14 protein-coding genes are annotated in these 15,574 nt (G+C 45.3%); 8 read left to right on the top strand and 6 right to left on the bottom strand.

Going from position 1 to position 15,574, the window contains the following annotated elements; all coding sequences use genetic code 11:
• The first annotated feature begins 275 nt into the window (after positions 1-275).
• Both AB4329_RS04980 and AB4329_RS04975 read left to right on the top strand, forming a co-directional pair.
• A complete protein-coding gene (locus AB4329_RS04980) occupies positions 276-572 on the top strand; it encodes a YciI family protein (protein WP_004741234.1) in 297 nt (98 codons plus the stop codon).
• Between the two features lies 1 nt (position 573).
• Positions 574-969: a GspS/AspS pilotin family protein gene (locus AB4329_RS04975; protein WP_372137752.1), complete on the top strand. Its 396-nt coding sequence runs from the start codon at positions 574-576 to the stop codon at positions 967-969.
• A 107-nt stretch (positions 970-1,076) separates the two neighbouring features.
• Here AB4329_RS04975 and metE read toward each other — a convergent pair whose 3' ends face one another.
• Entirely contained in the window at positions 1,077-3,431 is a 2,355-nt protein-coding gene (gene metE, locus AB4329_RS04970; protein ID WP_372137750.1) for a 5-methyltetrahydropteroyltriglutamate--homocysteine S-methyltransferase, read from the bottom strand.
• Between the two features lie 280 nt (positions 3,432-3,711).
• Here metE and AB4329_RS04965 point away from each other — a divergent pair, with 280 nt between their 5' ends.
• On the top strand, positions 3,712-4,623 hold the full coding sequence (locus AB4329_RS04965; protein WP_102393596.1) for a LysR substrate-binding domain-containing protein: 912 nt from the start codon (positions 3,712-3,714) through the stop codon (positions 4,621-4,623).
• A gap of 139 nt (positions 4,624-4,762) precedes the next feature.
• Here AB4329_RS04965 and AB4329_RS04960 read toward each other — a convergent pair whose 3' ends face one another.
• Positions 4,763-4,963 (bottom strand): DUF4250 domain-containing protein, encoded by a 201-nt coding sequence (locus AB4329_RS04960; RefSeq protein ID WP_004736508.1) that lies wholly within the window; start codon positions 4,961-4,963, stop codon positions 4,763-4,765.
• A 132-nt stretch (positions 4,964-5,095) separates the two neighbouring features.
• On the bottom strand, positions 5,096-5,776 hold the full coding sequence (locus AB4329_RS04955) for a hypothetical protein (RefSeq protein ID WP_017062029.1): 681 nt from the start codon (positions 5,774-5,776) through the stop codon (positions 5,096-5,098).
• 330 nt (positions 5,777-6,106) lie between these two features.
• On the opposite strand from AB4329_RS04955, the gene AB4329_RS04950 reads away from it, so the two are divergent.
• Positions 6,107-8,404 (top strand): YgiQ family radical SAM protein, encoded by a 2,298-nt coding sequence (locus AB4329_RS04950; RefSeq protein ID WP_017067347.1) that lies wholly within the window; start codon positions 6,107-6,109, stop codon positions 8,402-8,404.
• Between the two features lie 85 nt (positions 8,405-8,489).
• Here the strand turns inward: AB4329_RS04950 and AB4329_RS04945 are convergent, their stop codons facing one another.
• The 3 genes from AB4329_RS04945 to AB4329_RS04935 are packed head-to-tail and all read right to left on the bottom strand — an operon-like array spanning position 8,490 to position 11,456.
• Positions 8,490-8,954, bottom strand: coding sequence for a GtrA family protein (locus tag AB4329_RS04945; RefSeq protein WP_017062031.1), 465 nt, complete (start codon positions 8,952-8,954; stop codon positions 8,490-8,492).
• Complete coding sequence (locus AB4329_RS04940; RefSeq protein WP_372137758.1) at positions 8,941-10,428, bottom strand: ArnT family glycosyltransferase; 1,488 nt, start codon at positions 10,426-10,428, stop codon at positions 8,941-8,943. Before AB4329_RS04940 ends, AB4329_RS04945 begins: the two co-directional genes overlap by 14 nt.
• 8 nt (positions 10,429-10,436) lie before the next feature.
• On the bottom strand, positions 10,437-11,456 hold the full coding sequence (locus tag AB4329_RS04935; RefSeq protein ID WP_102320467.1) for a glycosyltransferase family 2 protein: 1,020 nt from the start codon (positions 11,454-11,456) through the stop codon (positions 10,437-10,439).
• A gap of 125 nt (positions 11,457-11,581) precedes the next feature.
• Between AB4329_RS04935 and AB4329_RS04930 the strand changes: the two genes are divergently transcribed.
• From AB4329_RS04930 to AB4329_RS04915, 4 genes are all read left to right on the top strand, one after another.
• A complete protein-coding gene (locus AB4329_RS04930) occupies positions 11,582-12,259 on the top strand; it encodes a response regulator transcription factor (RefSeq protein WP_017062034.1) in 678 nt (225 codons plus the stop codon).
• Positions 12,256-13,554 carry a HAMP domain-containing sensor histidine kinase gene (locus AB4329_RS04925; protein WP_017063525.1) on the top strand — a complete coding sequence of 433 codons (1,299 nt, stop codon included), beginning with the start codon at positions 12,256-12,258 and terminating at the stop codon, positions 13,552-13,554. Before AB4329_RS04930 ends, AB4329_RS04925 begins: the two co-directional genes overlap by 4 nt.
• 92 nt (positions 13,555-13,646) lie before the next feature.
• Complete coding sequence (locus tag AB4329_RS04920; protein ID WP_136982024.1) at positions 13,647-14,582, top strand: pyridoxal-phosphate dependent enzyme; 936 nt, start codon at positions 13,647-13,649, stop codon at positions 14,580-14,582.
• A gap of 222 nt (positions 14,583-14,804) precedes the next feature.
• Positions 14,805-15,542, top strand: a complete 738-nt coding sequence (locus AB4329_RS04915) for a dienelactone hydrolase family protein (protein WP_136973590.1) — start codon at positions 14,805-14,807, stop codon at positions 15,540-15,542.
• Positions 15,543-15,574: the final 32 nt, after the last annotated feature.

Genomic DNA, 15,574 nt, shown 5'->3' with positions numbered 1-15,574 from the left:
GCTAAAAGCGTTTTACTCTTTGTTGAGGGAGATTTGCTTAGAATGACTAGGCTACTTCCCCCTCGCCGCGATTAAAACGCTTTTGACTAGGCGTCCCCACCCGAACAAAATTTAACCACGAAAGGTCAACACGCCCTAACGACCATACAACTCTCTCGCACCAATTCACAATTTCTTATCATTAGCCCTTCCAATACCAATTAGTTCGCGTAAATTAGCAAGATAGCGAATTTAAACGCCCCAAATTTAGTGAAGTAAAATAAGGATATCTCAATATGTGGTACGTGATTTTTTCTCAAGACGTCGAAAATTCATTAGAAAAACGCCTAAGTGTTCGCCCACAACATCTAGAACGCCTACAAACACTTCACGACGAAGGCCGACTGTTAACAGCAGGTCCAATGCCAGCGATTGATTCAGATAACCCTGGCGAAGCAGGCTTTACAGGTTCAACTGTGATTGCTGAATTTAACTCTTTGGAAGATGCACAAGCATGGGCAGACGCTGACCCGTACATTGATGCTGGCGTTTACCAAAATGTGATTGTAAAACCATTCAAGAAAGTATTTTAACGTGAAAAAATGGATTATTGGCTCACTGGCTTTAGCTCTGCTTGCAGGCTGTGCTTCAAGTGAGCAAGACGAACAAAGACAGCTAGAGATGATGGCGCAGCACCGAGCTGGCGTTTTATCTGCAGGCCTGCCGATTGAGTATGGCCCACTGTCGGTCATGCGCGTGCTAGCAAAAAACACGGTTATCGAAATCATGATGATCTACAACCAAGATGCAAAAGGTGCTAAGCCTTTAAACCAAGTTGTAGACATGAGTGTGAATAGCTACTGCACCAACTCTGAAGTGAGAGCAAACCTTGACATGGGCTTGGCTTACAACATTAAGGTTCGCAACACTCGCGGACAACTGATGGTTGAAAAGCTAATCAGCAAAGAGACATGTCAGAGCATTAACTAGATTTGATTTCTAACGTTAAGCTAGTAACAAACAAGAAAGGCCTTGCAGATGCGAGGCCTTTCTTTTCTCAGACTTTTGTTTTTAGAACGATAACACCCTAGCTTTAATTATGCTGATGCTTCTGCCGACTCCCACTCTTTACGCAGCATTTTAGTCGCTGAAACTAAATTAGCCAGTGCCGCTTCTGTCTCTGCCCAGTTACGCGTCTTCAGCCCACAATCAGGGTTTGCCCACAAACGTTCTGCTGGGATTTTCTTTGCCGCTCTCTTAAGTAAATCAACAATCCACTCTTCTGAAGGAATGTTTGGTGAGTGGATGTCATAAACGCCAGGCCCAATCGCATTCGGGTAGTTGAACTCTTCAAACGCTTTCAGCAGTTCCATGTTCGAACGAGAAGTCTCTATGGTAATCACATCGGCGTCTAGCGCAGCGACTGAATCAATGATCTCGTTGAACTCGCTGTAACACATGTGGGTGTGAATCTGAGTTTCTGGTTTAGCACTCGCAGCTGAAATCTTAAAGGCATCCACTGCCCACTCTAAGTATTCTGCATGGTCACGCTTTTTCAATGGCAAACCTTCACGAATGGCAGGCTCATCAATTTGAATAATGTTGATACCTGCGTCTTGCAAATCAGACACCTCATCTCGCAACGCAAACGCCAGTTGATTGGTTATCTCTTTGCGTGAAATATCTTCACGTGGGAATGTCCAACACAAGATAGTAACAGGCCCAGTTAGCATGCCTTTCATCTGCTTTGAAGTCAGAGATTGAGCATAGATCGACCATTCCACCGTCATTGGTTTTTCACGCTCGATATCCGCAACCACAATCGCAGGTTTCACGCAACGAGAGCCATAACTTTGTACCCAACCAAATTTGGTAGTTTGGAAGCCTGCTAGATTTTCAGCAAAGTACTCCACCATATCATTACGTTCAGCTTCACCATGAACCAGTACATCCAAATCAAGTGCTTCTTGTCGTTTCACCGCATCCGCAATATGACCTTTCAACGCGGTGTTGTATTCCGCTTCACTCAGTTTGCCAGTGCGGTAAGCACTACGCTGAACACGGATCTCTCCGGTTTGTGGAAATGAACCAATTGTTGTGGTTGGCAATAATGGTAAACCTAACACCTCAGACTGATGTGAAGCGCGTTCGGCATAAGGAGCACTTCGCTCGGTTAGGGTTTTGGTAATGGTGTTAATACGAGCTTGAACCTGCGGCTTATTCACATGAGTCGAGCTCTTGCGTGCAACAATCGGCTGGCTGTAGGTTTCACACGCCAAGATAGCATTGTGGTTACCGTCTAGTGCCGCACCCAATATACTCACCTCGGTCACTTTCTGTTTCGCGAAAGCAAACCAACTCTTCACTTCATCGCTGAGTGAATCTTCTAACTCAAGGTCGACTGGACTATGCAAAAGTGAACATGAACTTGCTACCCAAAGTTTGTCTCCTAGCTTCTCTTTCACTGGTTGTAGTAACTCTAGTTGAGCGGCTAAATCAGCTCGCCAAACGTTTCGTCCATTAATCACCCCTGCTGAAAGTACCCAGTGTTCAGGTAACTTACCCACTACTTCATCAAGTTGCTGTGGTGCTGCTGCTAAGTCGATATGTAGGCCATTAACTGGTAGCTCTACTATCTTATCTAAGGTATCAGTCACCGAATCAAAATAAGTAGTGAGCAGCAGTTTTACATCACCTTGAATCACTTGATACGCCAACTTGAATGAATCTGCCCATTGACTCTCAAGCTCAAGAGAAAGAATTGGTTCATCGATTTGAACCCACTCAACCCCCAACTTAGCGAGTTTTGCCAAAATTGCTTGGTAAGCGGTAAGAAGGCGCGGAAGAAGAGATAAACGATCAAAACCCTCCTCCACTTCTTTACCAAGATATAAATAAGATAACGGGCCTAAAAAAACTGGCTTCACCTTATGCCCGGATTTTATCGCTTCACTCACTTCGTCAAACAGTTGTGGCCAGCTCACTTCAAAGGAATCGTCTTTGCTGAACTCAGGCACAATGTAATGGTAGTTGGTGTTGAACCACTTAGTCATATCAGAAGCCGCAGAGCTATCTTTAGTGCCGTCACTAGACGTATGCGTACCACCGCAACAAGTCGACTGAACCTGAGATTGACCACGCCCCACACGGAACAAAGTATCTAAATCTGGGAAGGATTTTTCATCTTCAGAACCACCAGTATGGCGCTTTGGTACGTGGCCTAGAAGTAACGTCGTTGTTAATACATGGTCGTACCATGCGAAGTCACCCGCAGTTGCAAAGCTAAGATTCGCGTCAGCTTGTACATTCCAGTTACGATTTCTTAGTTCGCTACCGAGTTGCTTTAAATCTGATTGGTTAATCTCACCGCGCCAGTATTTTTCTAAAGTGAATTTGAGTTCGCGTTTTTCGCCGATACGTGGGTAGCCTAAAATATGCGTTGTCGTAGTCATGAACCTGTTCCTTATTCAATAATTTTTAGTGTTCGATCAAACTGCCTAGCTTATGGTTTAAGTTCTTTATAAGGCGTCTGGATGGCTAAACTATCTCCCTAATCTGAACGATGAACAACGTCCAAATATTCATCTTGTTTATTAAAAATATTCATCTTGAATAATCTAAAGCTGAAAAATTAAATCCATCCGGACATCTAGACGTTTACAAATGAAAGAAAACCCCGTAGGGTGATTATTAAGAAATATTGAATTGGCTTAGGGAATATGAGGAAAACTCATGATAGAGCTTAAACACCTTCGAACATTGACTACCTTAAGAGACAGCGGCTCGCTAACAGCGACGGCAACTTCTCTTCACTTGACTCAGTCGGCGCTTTCTCACCAACTGAAAGACCTTGAGGCGCGTATCGGTGGTCAGCTTTTCCTACGTAAAACTAGACCAGTTAAGTTCACCTCTGAAGGTGAGATTTTGCTTAGGCTTGCCGATGAGATACAGCCAAGAATAGCTAAAGCGGAGAACGAACTCGCGAGCCTGAAAGAGGATGTGAATGGTCGTTTGCACATGGCGATTGAATGTCACTCATGCTTCCAATGGTTAATGCCTGCTTTGAAGGAATATCAAGTGGCTTGGCCAAGCGTAACGCTAGATTTCTCGTCAGGCTTTGGGTTTGAGCCGCTACCCGCGCTAATGGCAGGCGAGCTAGATTTGGTGATCACCTCTGATATACAGCCTCGCTCTGAGGTTCATTACGAGCCGCTTTTCGATTTTGAGATGCGTTTGATCACCGCGATCAACTCGCCTTTGGCCGATAAAGCGAGCATTGATCCGCAAGATCTTAGCGATCTCACCATGCTCTCCTATCCTGTTCAAAAACAACGTTTAGACGTCGTGAAACACTTTTTGCAACCAGCAGGTGTAGAACCTAAGAAGTGGAAACAAGCAGACAACACCTTAATGTTGGTGCAAATGGTATCGGCAGGATTAGGTGTCGCGGCATTACCAAATTGGGCGATCAGTGAGTTCTCAAGACAAGGTTTGATAGCCAGCAAACCGTTAGGTAAAGGGCTTTCAAGAAGACTGTTTGCCGCAGTAAGAAACTCAGAAAAAGACAAACGTTACCTACAGGCTTTCTTTAGCACAGCAAGACAGCAGAGTAAGAGTCACTTAGATGGTATTGAGGTCGTTTAAGAGGTTCATTATTGAGCTAGCTTAAGCCTGTATTAAATCGGAAAGGCAAACGCCAGAAACAAAAAAAGTCACAGATAATCTGTGACTTTTTAGTTTCAGTATCGATGATTTTCGATATCTGTTGATTCGCGAAAATAGACTATCTTGGATAAGACTTAAACTGGTTAGTCAATGGGTCGTATTGATAGCCAAGCATATCGAGCTTGCCCACGACACTTTCTATATCCATTTCATACATACTGATCAGCTCTTCAAAGCTATCGCACTCTAGGCGAAGTTTCTCATTCACGATTCCCAGCAAGATAATGCTATCGAAACCTTTGACGTTGCTTAAATCCATCTCGTACTCCTTACGAACACACCGACTAAAATTAAGTTTAGAACGCTTACCAAGGCCATGCTAAAAAACTGATCACACTTCTTAAAGAGAATGCGTGATTAATGAGCGCACGTAATTAATGAAAGTGCGCGATTAAAGTGCCCACACTGGCGTTAAACCCACAGCCGCAGCCAATAACATCAGTAACGAAACCGTCAGTTGAAGTTTTTCCGGGGTTTTAACGAACAGTAGATGCCAACACCACACCACGATAGCTGAGATTAGCAAAGCAAAGCTGAACAGTAGCGTTGAAATCACTGGTTCTAGTTGAGCTTCAGACAAAGAATAGACACTCACGACTGTTGCCAAAACCACCAACATGCCCGTCAAAACACCAACAACAGGCAGAACACGGTGAAATGCCTGTAAGCGTGTTCTTGCAATCGTCAGCAGTAAATGGCCAAACGCTGAGCCTAACAGTGCCACTAGCAATACAGTAGTGATGATACCAACGGTAGTTGCTTGTTCCGTCGCTTGGATAGCAACGTAAGACAATGCCAAACCACAAGCTAAGTACATCACCCAAATAGGGCCAGAATCGCGTGTCTTCTTAGTTTGAACTTGAGAATAGAAATAAAAGATCGCAAACACGACCAGAAAGGCTTCAATTTTTACTGAGGCAACGGCAAGCCACAGCACGCCAATCGCAGGTAACATCTTGTGGATACGACCACGCTGCCCCGGACAAATATCCCCTTTCACCAAGATGAGGGTTAAGATCAGTTGGGCTCCTAAAAGCATCGGAGCAAATTGTACTAATAACGTTTCGACCATTGTGGATCTACTTCTTCAGACTTATTTTCGCGAATAATATCAAAAACTGCTGCGAACACTAATCAAAATCACAAATTAGCGACGTTATTCAAGGCTTCAACTATGCTGTTGTATGGTTCTTTTGTCGCCATTTACCGTAAAAAGACGAAAGACACCAGAACTAACAGGGGCATGTTCTACTGGCTAGTCTAGGCTCATGCCGCTATAATTCCCGCCTCAAAAATCAGAGGTTGAAATATGTACAGCGATATCACTCCTATTCACGAACACAAAAAATACTGGGCCGAGTGCTACGGAACTGCACCCTTTTTGCCTACCAGTAGAAAGGAGATGGATGCTCTTGGATGGGATAGCTGTGACATTATTATTGTAACTGGTGACGCTTATGTCGATCACCCGAGCTTTGGTATGGCTATCATCGGCCGTCTGCTTGAAGCTCAAGGTTTCCGCGTGGGCATTATTGCTCAACCAAAGTGGGACAATAAAGATGCCTTCATGAAGCTAGGTAAACCTAACCTATTCTTCGGCATCACAGCGGGTAACATGGACTCCATGATCAACCGCTACACCTCTGATCGCAAATTACGTCACGATGATGCTTATACTCCGAACAATGAAGGTGGCAAGCGTCCTGATCGTGCAACTCTGGTTTATTCTCAACGTTGTCGTGAAGCTTACAAAGGCACGCCAATCGTGCTTGGTGGTATTGAAGCGAGCTTACGTCGTGTAGCTCACTACGACTACTGGTCAGATAAAGTTCGCCGCTCTGTATTGTTTGATGCAAAAGCTGACATTCTTCTTTTTGGTAACGCTGAGCGTGCACTGGTTGAAGTAGCACACCGCATTGCCGATGGTGAAGACATGTCTACGCTGACCAATATCCGCGGTACTGCTATCAATCTTCCTGCGGCCCCTGAAGGCTTCAAGATCATTGACTCTTCTCGTATCGAAAAGCCGAACAAAGCGTATGTTCCGGTTAACCCGTACGAAGTTGAAACTCAGTGTGATACCAAGAAAGACGAAAAAGAAGAAGTAAAAGCGCAACCTATTACTATTCGCCCTTCTCGTCACGATGCAAAAACTACAGCGGTTCGTATCCCAGGTTACGAAAAGCTAAACAATGACCGTATTCTTTACGCTCACGCTAGTCGTATTCTGCACCTTGAGACAAACCCGTACTCAGGTCGTGCTCTGATTCAACGTCACGGTGATCGCGAGCTTTGGATTAACCAAGCGCCTATTCCATTGACCACAGAAGAGATGGACTACGTGTTTGGCCTTGCGTACAAGCGTGTTCCGCACCCGATGTACGGCAAAGCGAAAATCCCAGCATACGACATGATCAAAACCTCGGTTAACATCATGCGTGGTTGTTTTGGTGGTTGTTCTTTCTGTTCAATCACAGAGCATGAAGGTCGCATCATTCAGAACCGTTCGAAAGAATCTATCTTGGATGAGATCGAAGACATTAAAGATAAAGTACCGGGCTTCACAGGTACTATTTCTGACTTGGGCGGCCCAACGGCGAACATGTACCGTTTAGGTTGTTCAGATCCAAAAGCTGAAATTAACTGTCGTCGTCCATCATGTGTGTTCCCGAAAATCTGTGAAAAGCTAAACACAGACCATCAACACACTATCGACCTGTACCGCTCTGCGAGAAAAGTACCGGGTGTTAAGAAGATCATGATCGCTTCTGGTGTACGTTACGACTTAGCGATTGAATCTCCAGAATACGTTCGTGAGCTTGTGACTCACCACGTTGGTGGTTACTTGAAGATTGCTCCAGAGCATACTGAAAAAGGCCCACTGGATCTGATGATGAAGCCGGGCATGGGTACTTACGATCGTTTCAAAGAGATGTTCGAGAAGTACAGCGCTGAAGCCGGTAAGAAACAGTACTTAATTCCTTACTTTATCTCTGCTCACCCGGGCACAGAAGATGAAGACATGCTTAACCTTGCAATGTGGCTGAAAAAGCACAACTACGAGTGTGACCAAGTACAGAACTTCTACCCATCGCCAATGTGTAATGCAACGTCGATGTACTACTCAGAGACTAACCCTCTGAAACGCGTGAAATATAAGAAGCGTGAAGATGTTCCTGTGCCGAAAGGTGATCGTCAACGTCGTCTGCATAAAGCACTGCTTCGTTACCACGATCCTGAAAACTGGAAAATCATCCGTGAAGCACTGATCAGCATGGGTAAACAGCACCTAATTGGTGACAAAGCAAACTGCCTAGTACCAGCAGAAGACTTTGATGCACAAACACCAGCACAACGTCGTAAGTCTGGTCGTCACGGTTCACAGCGCTTTGCTACTAAGCACAGCAAGTCTCAGCCAGGTCTTGGTGGCGAAAGCCCACGTAACCACTCTGGTAAGAAACCGGGTGGCAAGAAGCCGAATGGTAACGGCAACGGTAGCCAAGGTAATGCTAACCAAGGTGGCGGTAATGGCAATGCTCGTAAACCAGCGACTGGCTTCATTAAGAAAGGTCCTGGTGGTCAGCAATCACAAGGTAATGGCGGCGGAAATGGCAAACCAAACCGTAACAAAGCGGGCAATGGTCAAGGTGGCAAACCTGCAAGTAACGGCAAGAACCGCCAGCGCGCAGCACAACGCTAATATCGCGAACCGATTGACTTCGCTATCGTAAAAACACAAAGCGCAGCTATTTAGCTGCGCTTTTTTGTGTCTGTTACAAGATAGCCTAACGAGCAAACACCCAATACTGACTAAGCAAATAGTTACTGACCATGCCCACCAAGATGCCAACCGCCATTGCGATAAACACTGCCCCAGTAAATGCAGGCAGCAATTCAGTCATCAACTTAAAGCACAGCAAATTAGGTATCGCCGATATTGATGCAGAGAACATGAACTTTTGCCATTGAATCAGCTTTTCGGACCAATTCCCCTGCCCTTTGAATTCAAAGGTCAACACTCGATTTCCAAACCAGGTTGTCGTTGCTGCAACGATGAAAGAGCCAATTCGAGCACTCATTAACGGCAGCCCAATAACGTAATGCAGCAACGCAAACACGGCACAATCGACAACAAAGCCACCCGACCCCACCATAGCGAATTTAATCATCTTATGATGAGGTTGTAGTTTTTGGTTTAGCACGTCGAACTTGTGGCTAAACAGTCTCGATGACGAGTTAAAATTGAACATCGCCATCACTTCGAATATGGCTCAACGATAGATTTGGTTTGATGTTTTGGCTATGACAACTAAATAGAGCGCGCTTGATCTTCACCGTCGGCTCTAAAATACAGGTCAACGCATTGTCTTTAATCTTGGTTTCCACTTCCGCTCTTTTACCAATCAGATAGAACTTGTCGATACCATCTAACTGCTTAACATCAAGTAGCTTTTTCGCTTGTCCATGACTGTAAAATTGCCCAGAGAACGGTCGTTTACCGATGTAAAAGCTCGGCGCTTCATCCGTGATCTGCTCGAAGATAATACGGTCACTTTTCTCGTTCGCTTTGCCTAGGTTGAGGTAGACCATCGCAATCATTAGCAACACAGGTAACACTAAAGCCACACTCGAGAACCACTTCTTATCTTTTTCTACCACAAGCATTGCCACCAGCAAACCAAGGGCCGGAATACCCGGTAGGACGTAAGCTGGAAGAATATTACCCGCCATGGTAAAAAGAATCAGAGGAGAGACCAACCAACACACGAGGAATGAAAACAATCCACTATGTTCAGCGTTAACTTCTGCGATTTTCTTACGACGGGCGAAAGTCAAAATAGGCAACACAATCGACCACGGTGCAGCCGCTTGAAGCCAAAACAACCAGATCATGCCTCTTGCTTGGTCATGGGCAGAACCGTATAAATCGCCCTCCCAGCCACTCACAACAAAACGCTTAAAGTGCTCGCCAACAATAAAGTAATCAATAAAACCCGGTGTTGCCATTTCAGCCATGATGTACCAAGGCAAGGCAATCGCCAGCATCACACCTAAGCCAGACAACAGTGGAAAGCGTTGCCATAACACTTTGAAAGCGCCAAAGAAGCCATGTTGCAATACTAACCAAGGGAAAACAGCGATACCCATGATCACAATCGCTACCGGCCCTTTTGCAAGCAAGCCTAGTGCTAAACCAATGAAACCAACATAACCCCAAGACCGATTAGTCTCAGCATTGCCCTCTCCCTTACAACTCTCTCCTCCTAACCAACATAGGTAAAAACCTAACATGGCAATGGTCATCGCTAACGTTAACGCCATGTCGGTCATCACAGCACCCGCCGCAATAGAGAAAATCCCACATGTCGCCAATACCACAGCCGCCACCAAGGCACTTTGTCCGGTACGCTTAGCCATGTATGCAACCAACAGAATCGTCGCAAAACCTGCTAGCCAGTGTGGTGCACGCGCAGCAAACTCACTCAAACCAAACAGCTCAATCCCAGCCGCACTCATCCATGTGAACAACGGTGGTTTACCCCAGAAAGGGATGCCGTAATCAAATTGAGGGGTTAACCAATTGCCGGTTTCTACCATCAAGCGAGCCATTTCTCCATAGCGCGCTTCCGTAGTATCCATTAAAGGGTATGTCGCCAGAGATAAGAGCCTTAGAACCAATGCAAAAGCCAACAAATACCATAGGTGCGTTCGGTTCAGGTTCAGGTTCAGGCTCATGCTGACTCCTCTAATTTAAAATGTGTTTTTAATGCCGGTGTATCGACCACCGATTGGATCAGATACAAAGGACGATTCTTGGTTTCAATGAAAATACGACCTATGTACTCTCCCATTAAACCAATACACAACAGTTGGATACCGCCAAGGGCAAGCTGTACGACCATCATTGACGGATAGCCCGTGATGGGCTCACCAAACATCATGGTTTTGAACACGATGAAGACGCCATACACGAAAGCAGTAAGTGCCACTAAGCCACCAACGGCCGTCGCAATACGCAGTGGGCGGATAGAAAATGATGTGATGCCATCCATCGCCAATCCGATGAGTTTCAGGTAGTTCCATTTCGTCTCGCCACAGAAGCGAGCATCGCGCTTAAACTGAATCGTTGCTTGCCTAAAACCCGGCCATGAGAAAATACCTTTCATGTAGCGATTACGTTCAGGAAGTTGATTGATATGGTCGACGACTTCACGGCTCAACAGTCTGAAATCACCGACATTTTCAGGAACATCGATTTTCGCAGCCACATTCATGACTTTGTAAAAGCTCGCCGCTGAAAACTTCTTAAACCACGTTTCACCATCACGCTGGCTGCGCTGCATATTCACAACGTCATAGCCTTCGCGCCACTTGGCAACCATTTGTGGGATCAGCTCCGGCGGATCTTGCAGGTCTGCGTCTAACAAGATCACCGCTTGTCCTCGGCAATGCTCAAGACCAGCACTCATGGCTGACTCTTTACCAAAGTTACGGCTTAAACCAATCACCGAGATTGAGCTGTTGATTGAAGTGAATGAACTCACCAAGTCCAAGCTGTTGTCTTTGCTGCCATCGTCGACATAAACAATCTCACTCGTGATCGGTAAGCTATCAAGCACCTTGGTAAGGCGAGAGTGGAACTCTTCCAATACCTCTTGTTCATCGTAAAAAGGCACAATGATAGACAAAGAGACCGCAGGATTGATCTGCGATGTAGATATCTTAGGGCGGCTAATATGAAGTTCAGACATAATACGTTCTTCTATTTTTTAATCTGAAGCCAATCTACCCTCCCATAAGTGAAAGTTATGTTATTGACATATTTTTCACGCTCACTCAGGATAATGTTACTGTCTATTTCTGTATGAGAATCAAAATGAAACGAGTTCTATTAGTCGAAGATAACCGTGAAATTGCAGGTGTCTTGTTTGATTATTTTGAGTGTATTGGCATGGAACTCGATTACGCAGACAACGGTGAACTTGGCCTACAACTCGCGTTGGAAAACTCATTTGATATCATCATATTGGATCTAATGTTACCGAGAATGGACGGCCTAACGGTTTGTAATAAACTGCGAGACCAAGGTAACGCGACACCTATTTTGATGCTGACCGCCTTAGATAGCCGAGAAGATATGCTGAAAGGCTTTGAACACGGTGCCGATGATTACCTCACCAAGCCATTTGATTTGGATATTCTAGAAGCAAGAATGAACGCGTTAGTCCGTCGTTACCGCGGAAAAGTCGCCTCTTCAAAACTTCAGTTCGATGAACTCACCATCGACCAAAAAACCCGTAAAGCTTACCGCCAAGATAAACTACTAGCGCTCAACCCAACCACTTACACCATACTTGAGATGCTGTGCCAAAGCGCACCTGAAGTAGTCACTCGTGAAGCTATTTCCTACAAGTTATGGGAAGAAAACGAGCCCAACAATGATGTGTTGCGCAGTCACATTTATCAGTTACGTAATCAACTCGACAAGCCTTTCGACACTCAGATGTTAATTACGGTGCCTAAAGTTGGCTTCCGATTGGAGCCATCGAATTGATTTCAAATGTTCTTACAAGCACAAAAACCCTAACGGGCCGCTTAGCGGTTTTCTTTGGGTTAATGGCCGTAATTGTGTCGGCATTTGTCTATGTGGTATTTATCACAGCCCTGTACTTGTCGGAAGACCGCGTGGGTGAAAGACGCATCCTAATTGACCGCAACTATGCAGTCGGGTTATTCCAGTCAGGTGAAAGTGGAGAGCTTCGTATTGATGACCTGACTATCGCTTACAACGATCTTTCCTATCTACCGAAAAAGTATTTAAAGTATATTGAAGGCAAAGAAAATTTCATTGGTGAGGTCGGTGAAGATCCAGAATCTCGCATGGTCTATGTAGGCGAGTATACTCATGAAGGTAGAACTCACCCTATTGTTCTGCTTTCTGAAATAGACCGTGTCGAGCTTAGTGTCTTTGAGCTCGTTTATGCCACCACATTTGTATTAGCCCTTCTCTCTATTCTAATATTCAGCTTCGGAGCTCTGCTCTATCGGTTGTCTAAACGGCTGATTGAGCCCTTCAACTCCCTGTCTGAACAGCTTGAATCCAATAAGCTCAATCTAAACGAAGAATTTGGAGTGAATGACGATGCGGCGGTGGAGTTTCGTCAGTTGACGGATCAACTCAATCAATACAGAAGAGAAATCAATTCTCTAGTAAAACGCGAGCAAGCTTTCGCACGCTACTCAAGTCATGAACTAAGAACTCCGTTGACTGTTGCTCGTGGTGCCAACAAACTGTTACTGAGAAGCGAAACAACCGAATTTCAATCTCGTCAGGTTGAACGTATTGATGAAGCCATTGTTCAAATGTCTGAAATGGTCGATGCACTGCTTGGTCTCGTTCGCTATGAAAGAAACAGTGACGATGCACCGCTACGTTTATTCAGCCAGCAAGAGCTAGAGACTATCGTTTCTAAAAATTCGTTGCAGGCTGACGAGAAGGAAGTCGCGATAACCTTACAAGTTCAATCAGAACCCACAATTCAGGCCACCAGCGCGATAATGAATATGTTGGTCGGTAACTTGTTAAGAAACGCGATTGCAGCCACTAATAGCGGTACAGTAACTATTACCCTTTCTCAAGACAGTCTTATTATTGAAGACCAAGGCGAAGGCCTGCAGGAGCAATACAACCCGAATGGACACGGGCTAGGTTTGTTGATTGTCGATGACTTGTGTCAGCGTTTTCATTGGGACTTTGAATTGTTTAATCGCAGCTGTGGTGGATGCACAGCCAAGATCACCTTTCAAGCCGATTCATCCGCGTCAATATCGAACGAAAACTTGATTTAGTTGGTTTACAGCCGCCTCTGGCTACTAGATACTCGTCCGTCCTATTTGATTTAAAAATGCTGGCTCTTGAGTCAGCATTTTGTCTAAGTGCGATGAAACTAAATAATAGCCCTGTAACTCAACATCAATACAACGACCACACCTTTTTCTTAAAGCGTGACGATCAGCTTCATTCCCACTTTTGCGGCAACAAAGCCAGAAAGTTCATGAAGCTACTGGAAGACGAGCACCCAAGCACTACCACCCTAATAAGCTATGGTTCCGCTCAAGCCAACTCATTGTTCTCGCTCGCCGCACTTGCAAAAATCAAAGGTTGGACGCTTGAGTTCTACGTCGACCACCTGCCTCAATGGCTACAAGAACGCCCACTCGGCAACTACCGTGGCGCTATCGACCTTGGGGCTGAGGTTATTTCAGTCAAAGAAACAGGCTCTGAACTTCATCCACAGACGTATATTGAGCAAGTCAGACAGCCTGACTCACAATGCATTGTGTTACCAGAAGGTGGACGCTCTCAGCTTTCTGAATATGGCGTAAAACAACTGGCGATGGAAATACTGAGCTGGACTCGCTTTGAAAACCAATACGATTTTGTTGTGGCACTGCCAGCAGGCACAGGCGCCACGGCTCTGTATCTACATAAGCATTTAAAACTACACAACATCCCGGTATTAACCTGTGCATGTGTTGGCGGCAGTGATTACCTAACGCAACAGTTCAACGAGCTTGGCGAAACCGATCACCCGCAGATATTACCGCTTAAAGCCAAACACCACTTTGGTAAGTTGTACCAGCAGGACTATCAAACTTGGTTGGCTCTACAAGAACAAACTGATATTGAATTCGACCTGCTCTACGACCCATTAATGTGGCAATGCTTAGAACAATGGCAAGAAGATAACCCAACCAAAACTGTCATCTATATCCATCAAGGTGGTATCTTAGGTAATGAGTCGATGTTGCCGCGCTATCAACGTAAGTACCCAGAACTTCGAAGTAGTCACACCGCTGATAACGCTACTTGGTAGTAATCCGTTCTTTTCTACTCTAATGCCCCGCGTTTCTGCGAACTGAGAATTTCTCAGCGCATCATGAACAGCCATCGCACTCCCTTTCGATGGCTGTTTATCAGTAATAGCCACCTGCTATCCCTGCCAGACATTTCAAGTTAGAGACAGAAATCTGGCGAGAATCATCGCGTTATCTATACTTTCGATTGGAACGTCAATTGTCATCGAAAGGAATTACGCATGCGAAAACTCACTACGCTCGGCCTGTTTTCAGTTTTACTGCCCTTCTCTGCGATATCAGGAGAAAACGTCACTTACCAAGTCGATGGGATGGATTACGAAGGTTATTGGAGTGAAGCCAGTGACCAAGCGCCTTTGGTACTGCTAATACACGATTGGGATGGCTTAACCGATTACGAAAAGAAACGTTCTGAGATGCTCAACGAACTCGGTTACAACGTGTTCGCCATCGACCTATTTGGTAAAGGCATTCGCCCTACGGAAGTGAAAGATAAAAAGCAACATACAGGCGAGCTGTATAAAGACAGAGAAAAAATGCGTACGTTGCTCAACGCTGGTGCCATGGAAGCGAAAAGACTTGGCGGCAACTTAGATAACAACGTAATGATGGGATACTGTTTCGGCGGAGCCGCTGTATTGGAAGCCGCTCGTGCGGGTATTCCTTCGAAGGCTTATGTCACCTTCCATGGCGGTTTATCAACACCAAAAGGTCAAGACTACTCGCAGACTAAAGCTCCCGTAGTCGTGTTCCACGGCACGGCTGATGCCATGATTTCAATGCACGACTTTGGAAGCCTCGCCGCTCAACTTGAATCAACCAAAGTTCCGCATGAGATGATCACTTATAGTGGTGCGCCACACGCCTTCACAGTATTCGGATCGAATAACTATCAACATGAAGCTGACCAAAAATCATGGCAACGCTTTACTCAGTTGTTAAGTTCGGTATCTCGTTAACTTTCAATCTAGGTAACAGCCCAACGGCAGCC

Origin of the sequence: Vibrio sp. 10N.261.54.A5 (assembly GCF_041471145.1) — a bacterium.
In the GTDB taxonomy this organism is placed as follows: domain Bacteria; phylum Pseudomonadota; class Gammaproteobacteria; order Enterobacterales; family Vibrionaceae; genus Vibrio; species Vibrio crassostreae_C.
The sequence above is the reverse complement of the archived record's forward strand: the minus strand, read 5'-3'. Positions and strand labels throughout refer to the sequence as shown.

Bases quoted from the DNA above. Each gene is read 5' to 3' on its own strand.
- AB4329_RS04980 (WP_004741234.1), top strand. From the start codon at position 276: ATGTGGTACGTGATTTTTTCTCAAGACGTCGAAAATTCATTAGAAAAA.
- metE (WP_372137750.1), bottom strand. From the start codon at position 3,431: ATGACTACGACAACGCATATTTTAGGCTACCCACGTATCGGCGAAAAA.
- AB4329_RS04965 (WP_102393596.1), top strand. From the start codon at position 3,712: ATGATAGAGCTTAAACACCTTCGAACATTGACTACCTTAAGAGACAGC.
- AB4329_RS04960 (WP_004736508.1), bottom strand. From the start codon at position 4,963: ATGGATTTAAGCAACGTCAAAGGTTTCGATAGCATTATCTTGCTGGGA.
- AB4329_RS04955 (WP_017062029.1), bottom strand. From the start codon at position 5,776: ATGGTCGAAACGTTATTAGTACAATTTGCTCCGATGCTTTTAGGAGCC.
- AB4329_RS04950 (WP_017067347.1), top strand. From the start codon at position 6,107: ATGGATGCTCTTGGATGGGATAGCTGTGACATTATTATTGTAACTGGT.
- AB4329_RS04945 (WP_017062031.1), bottom strand. From the start codon at position 8,954: ATGTTCAATTTTAACTCGTCATCGAGACTGTTTAGCCACAAGTTCGAC.
- AB4329_RS04935 (WP_102320467.1), bottom strand. From the start codon at position 11,456: ATGTCTGAACTTCATATTAGCCGCCCTAAGATATCTACATCGCAGATC.
- AB4329_RS04930 (WP_017062034.1), top strand. From the start codon at position 11,582: ATGAAACGAGTTCTATTAGTCGAAGATAACCGTGAAATTGCAGGTGTC.
- AB4329_RS04920 (WP_136982024.1), top strand. From the start codon at position 13,647: ATGAAACTAAATAATAGCCCTGTAACTCAACATCAATACAACGACCAC.
- AB4329_RS04915 (WP_136973590.1), top strand. From the start codon at position 14,805: ATGCGAAAACTCACTACGCTCGGCCTGTTTTCAGTTTTACTGCCCTTC.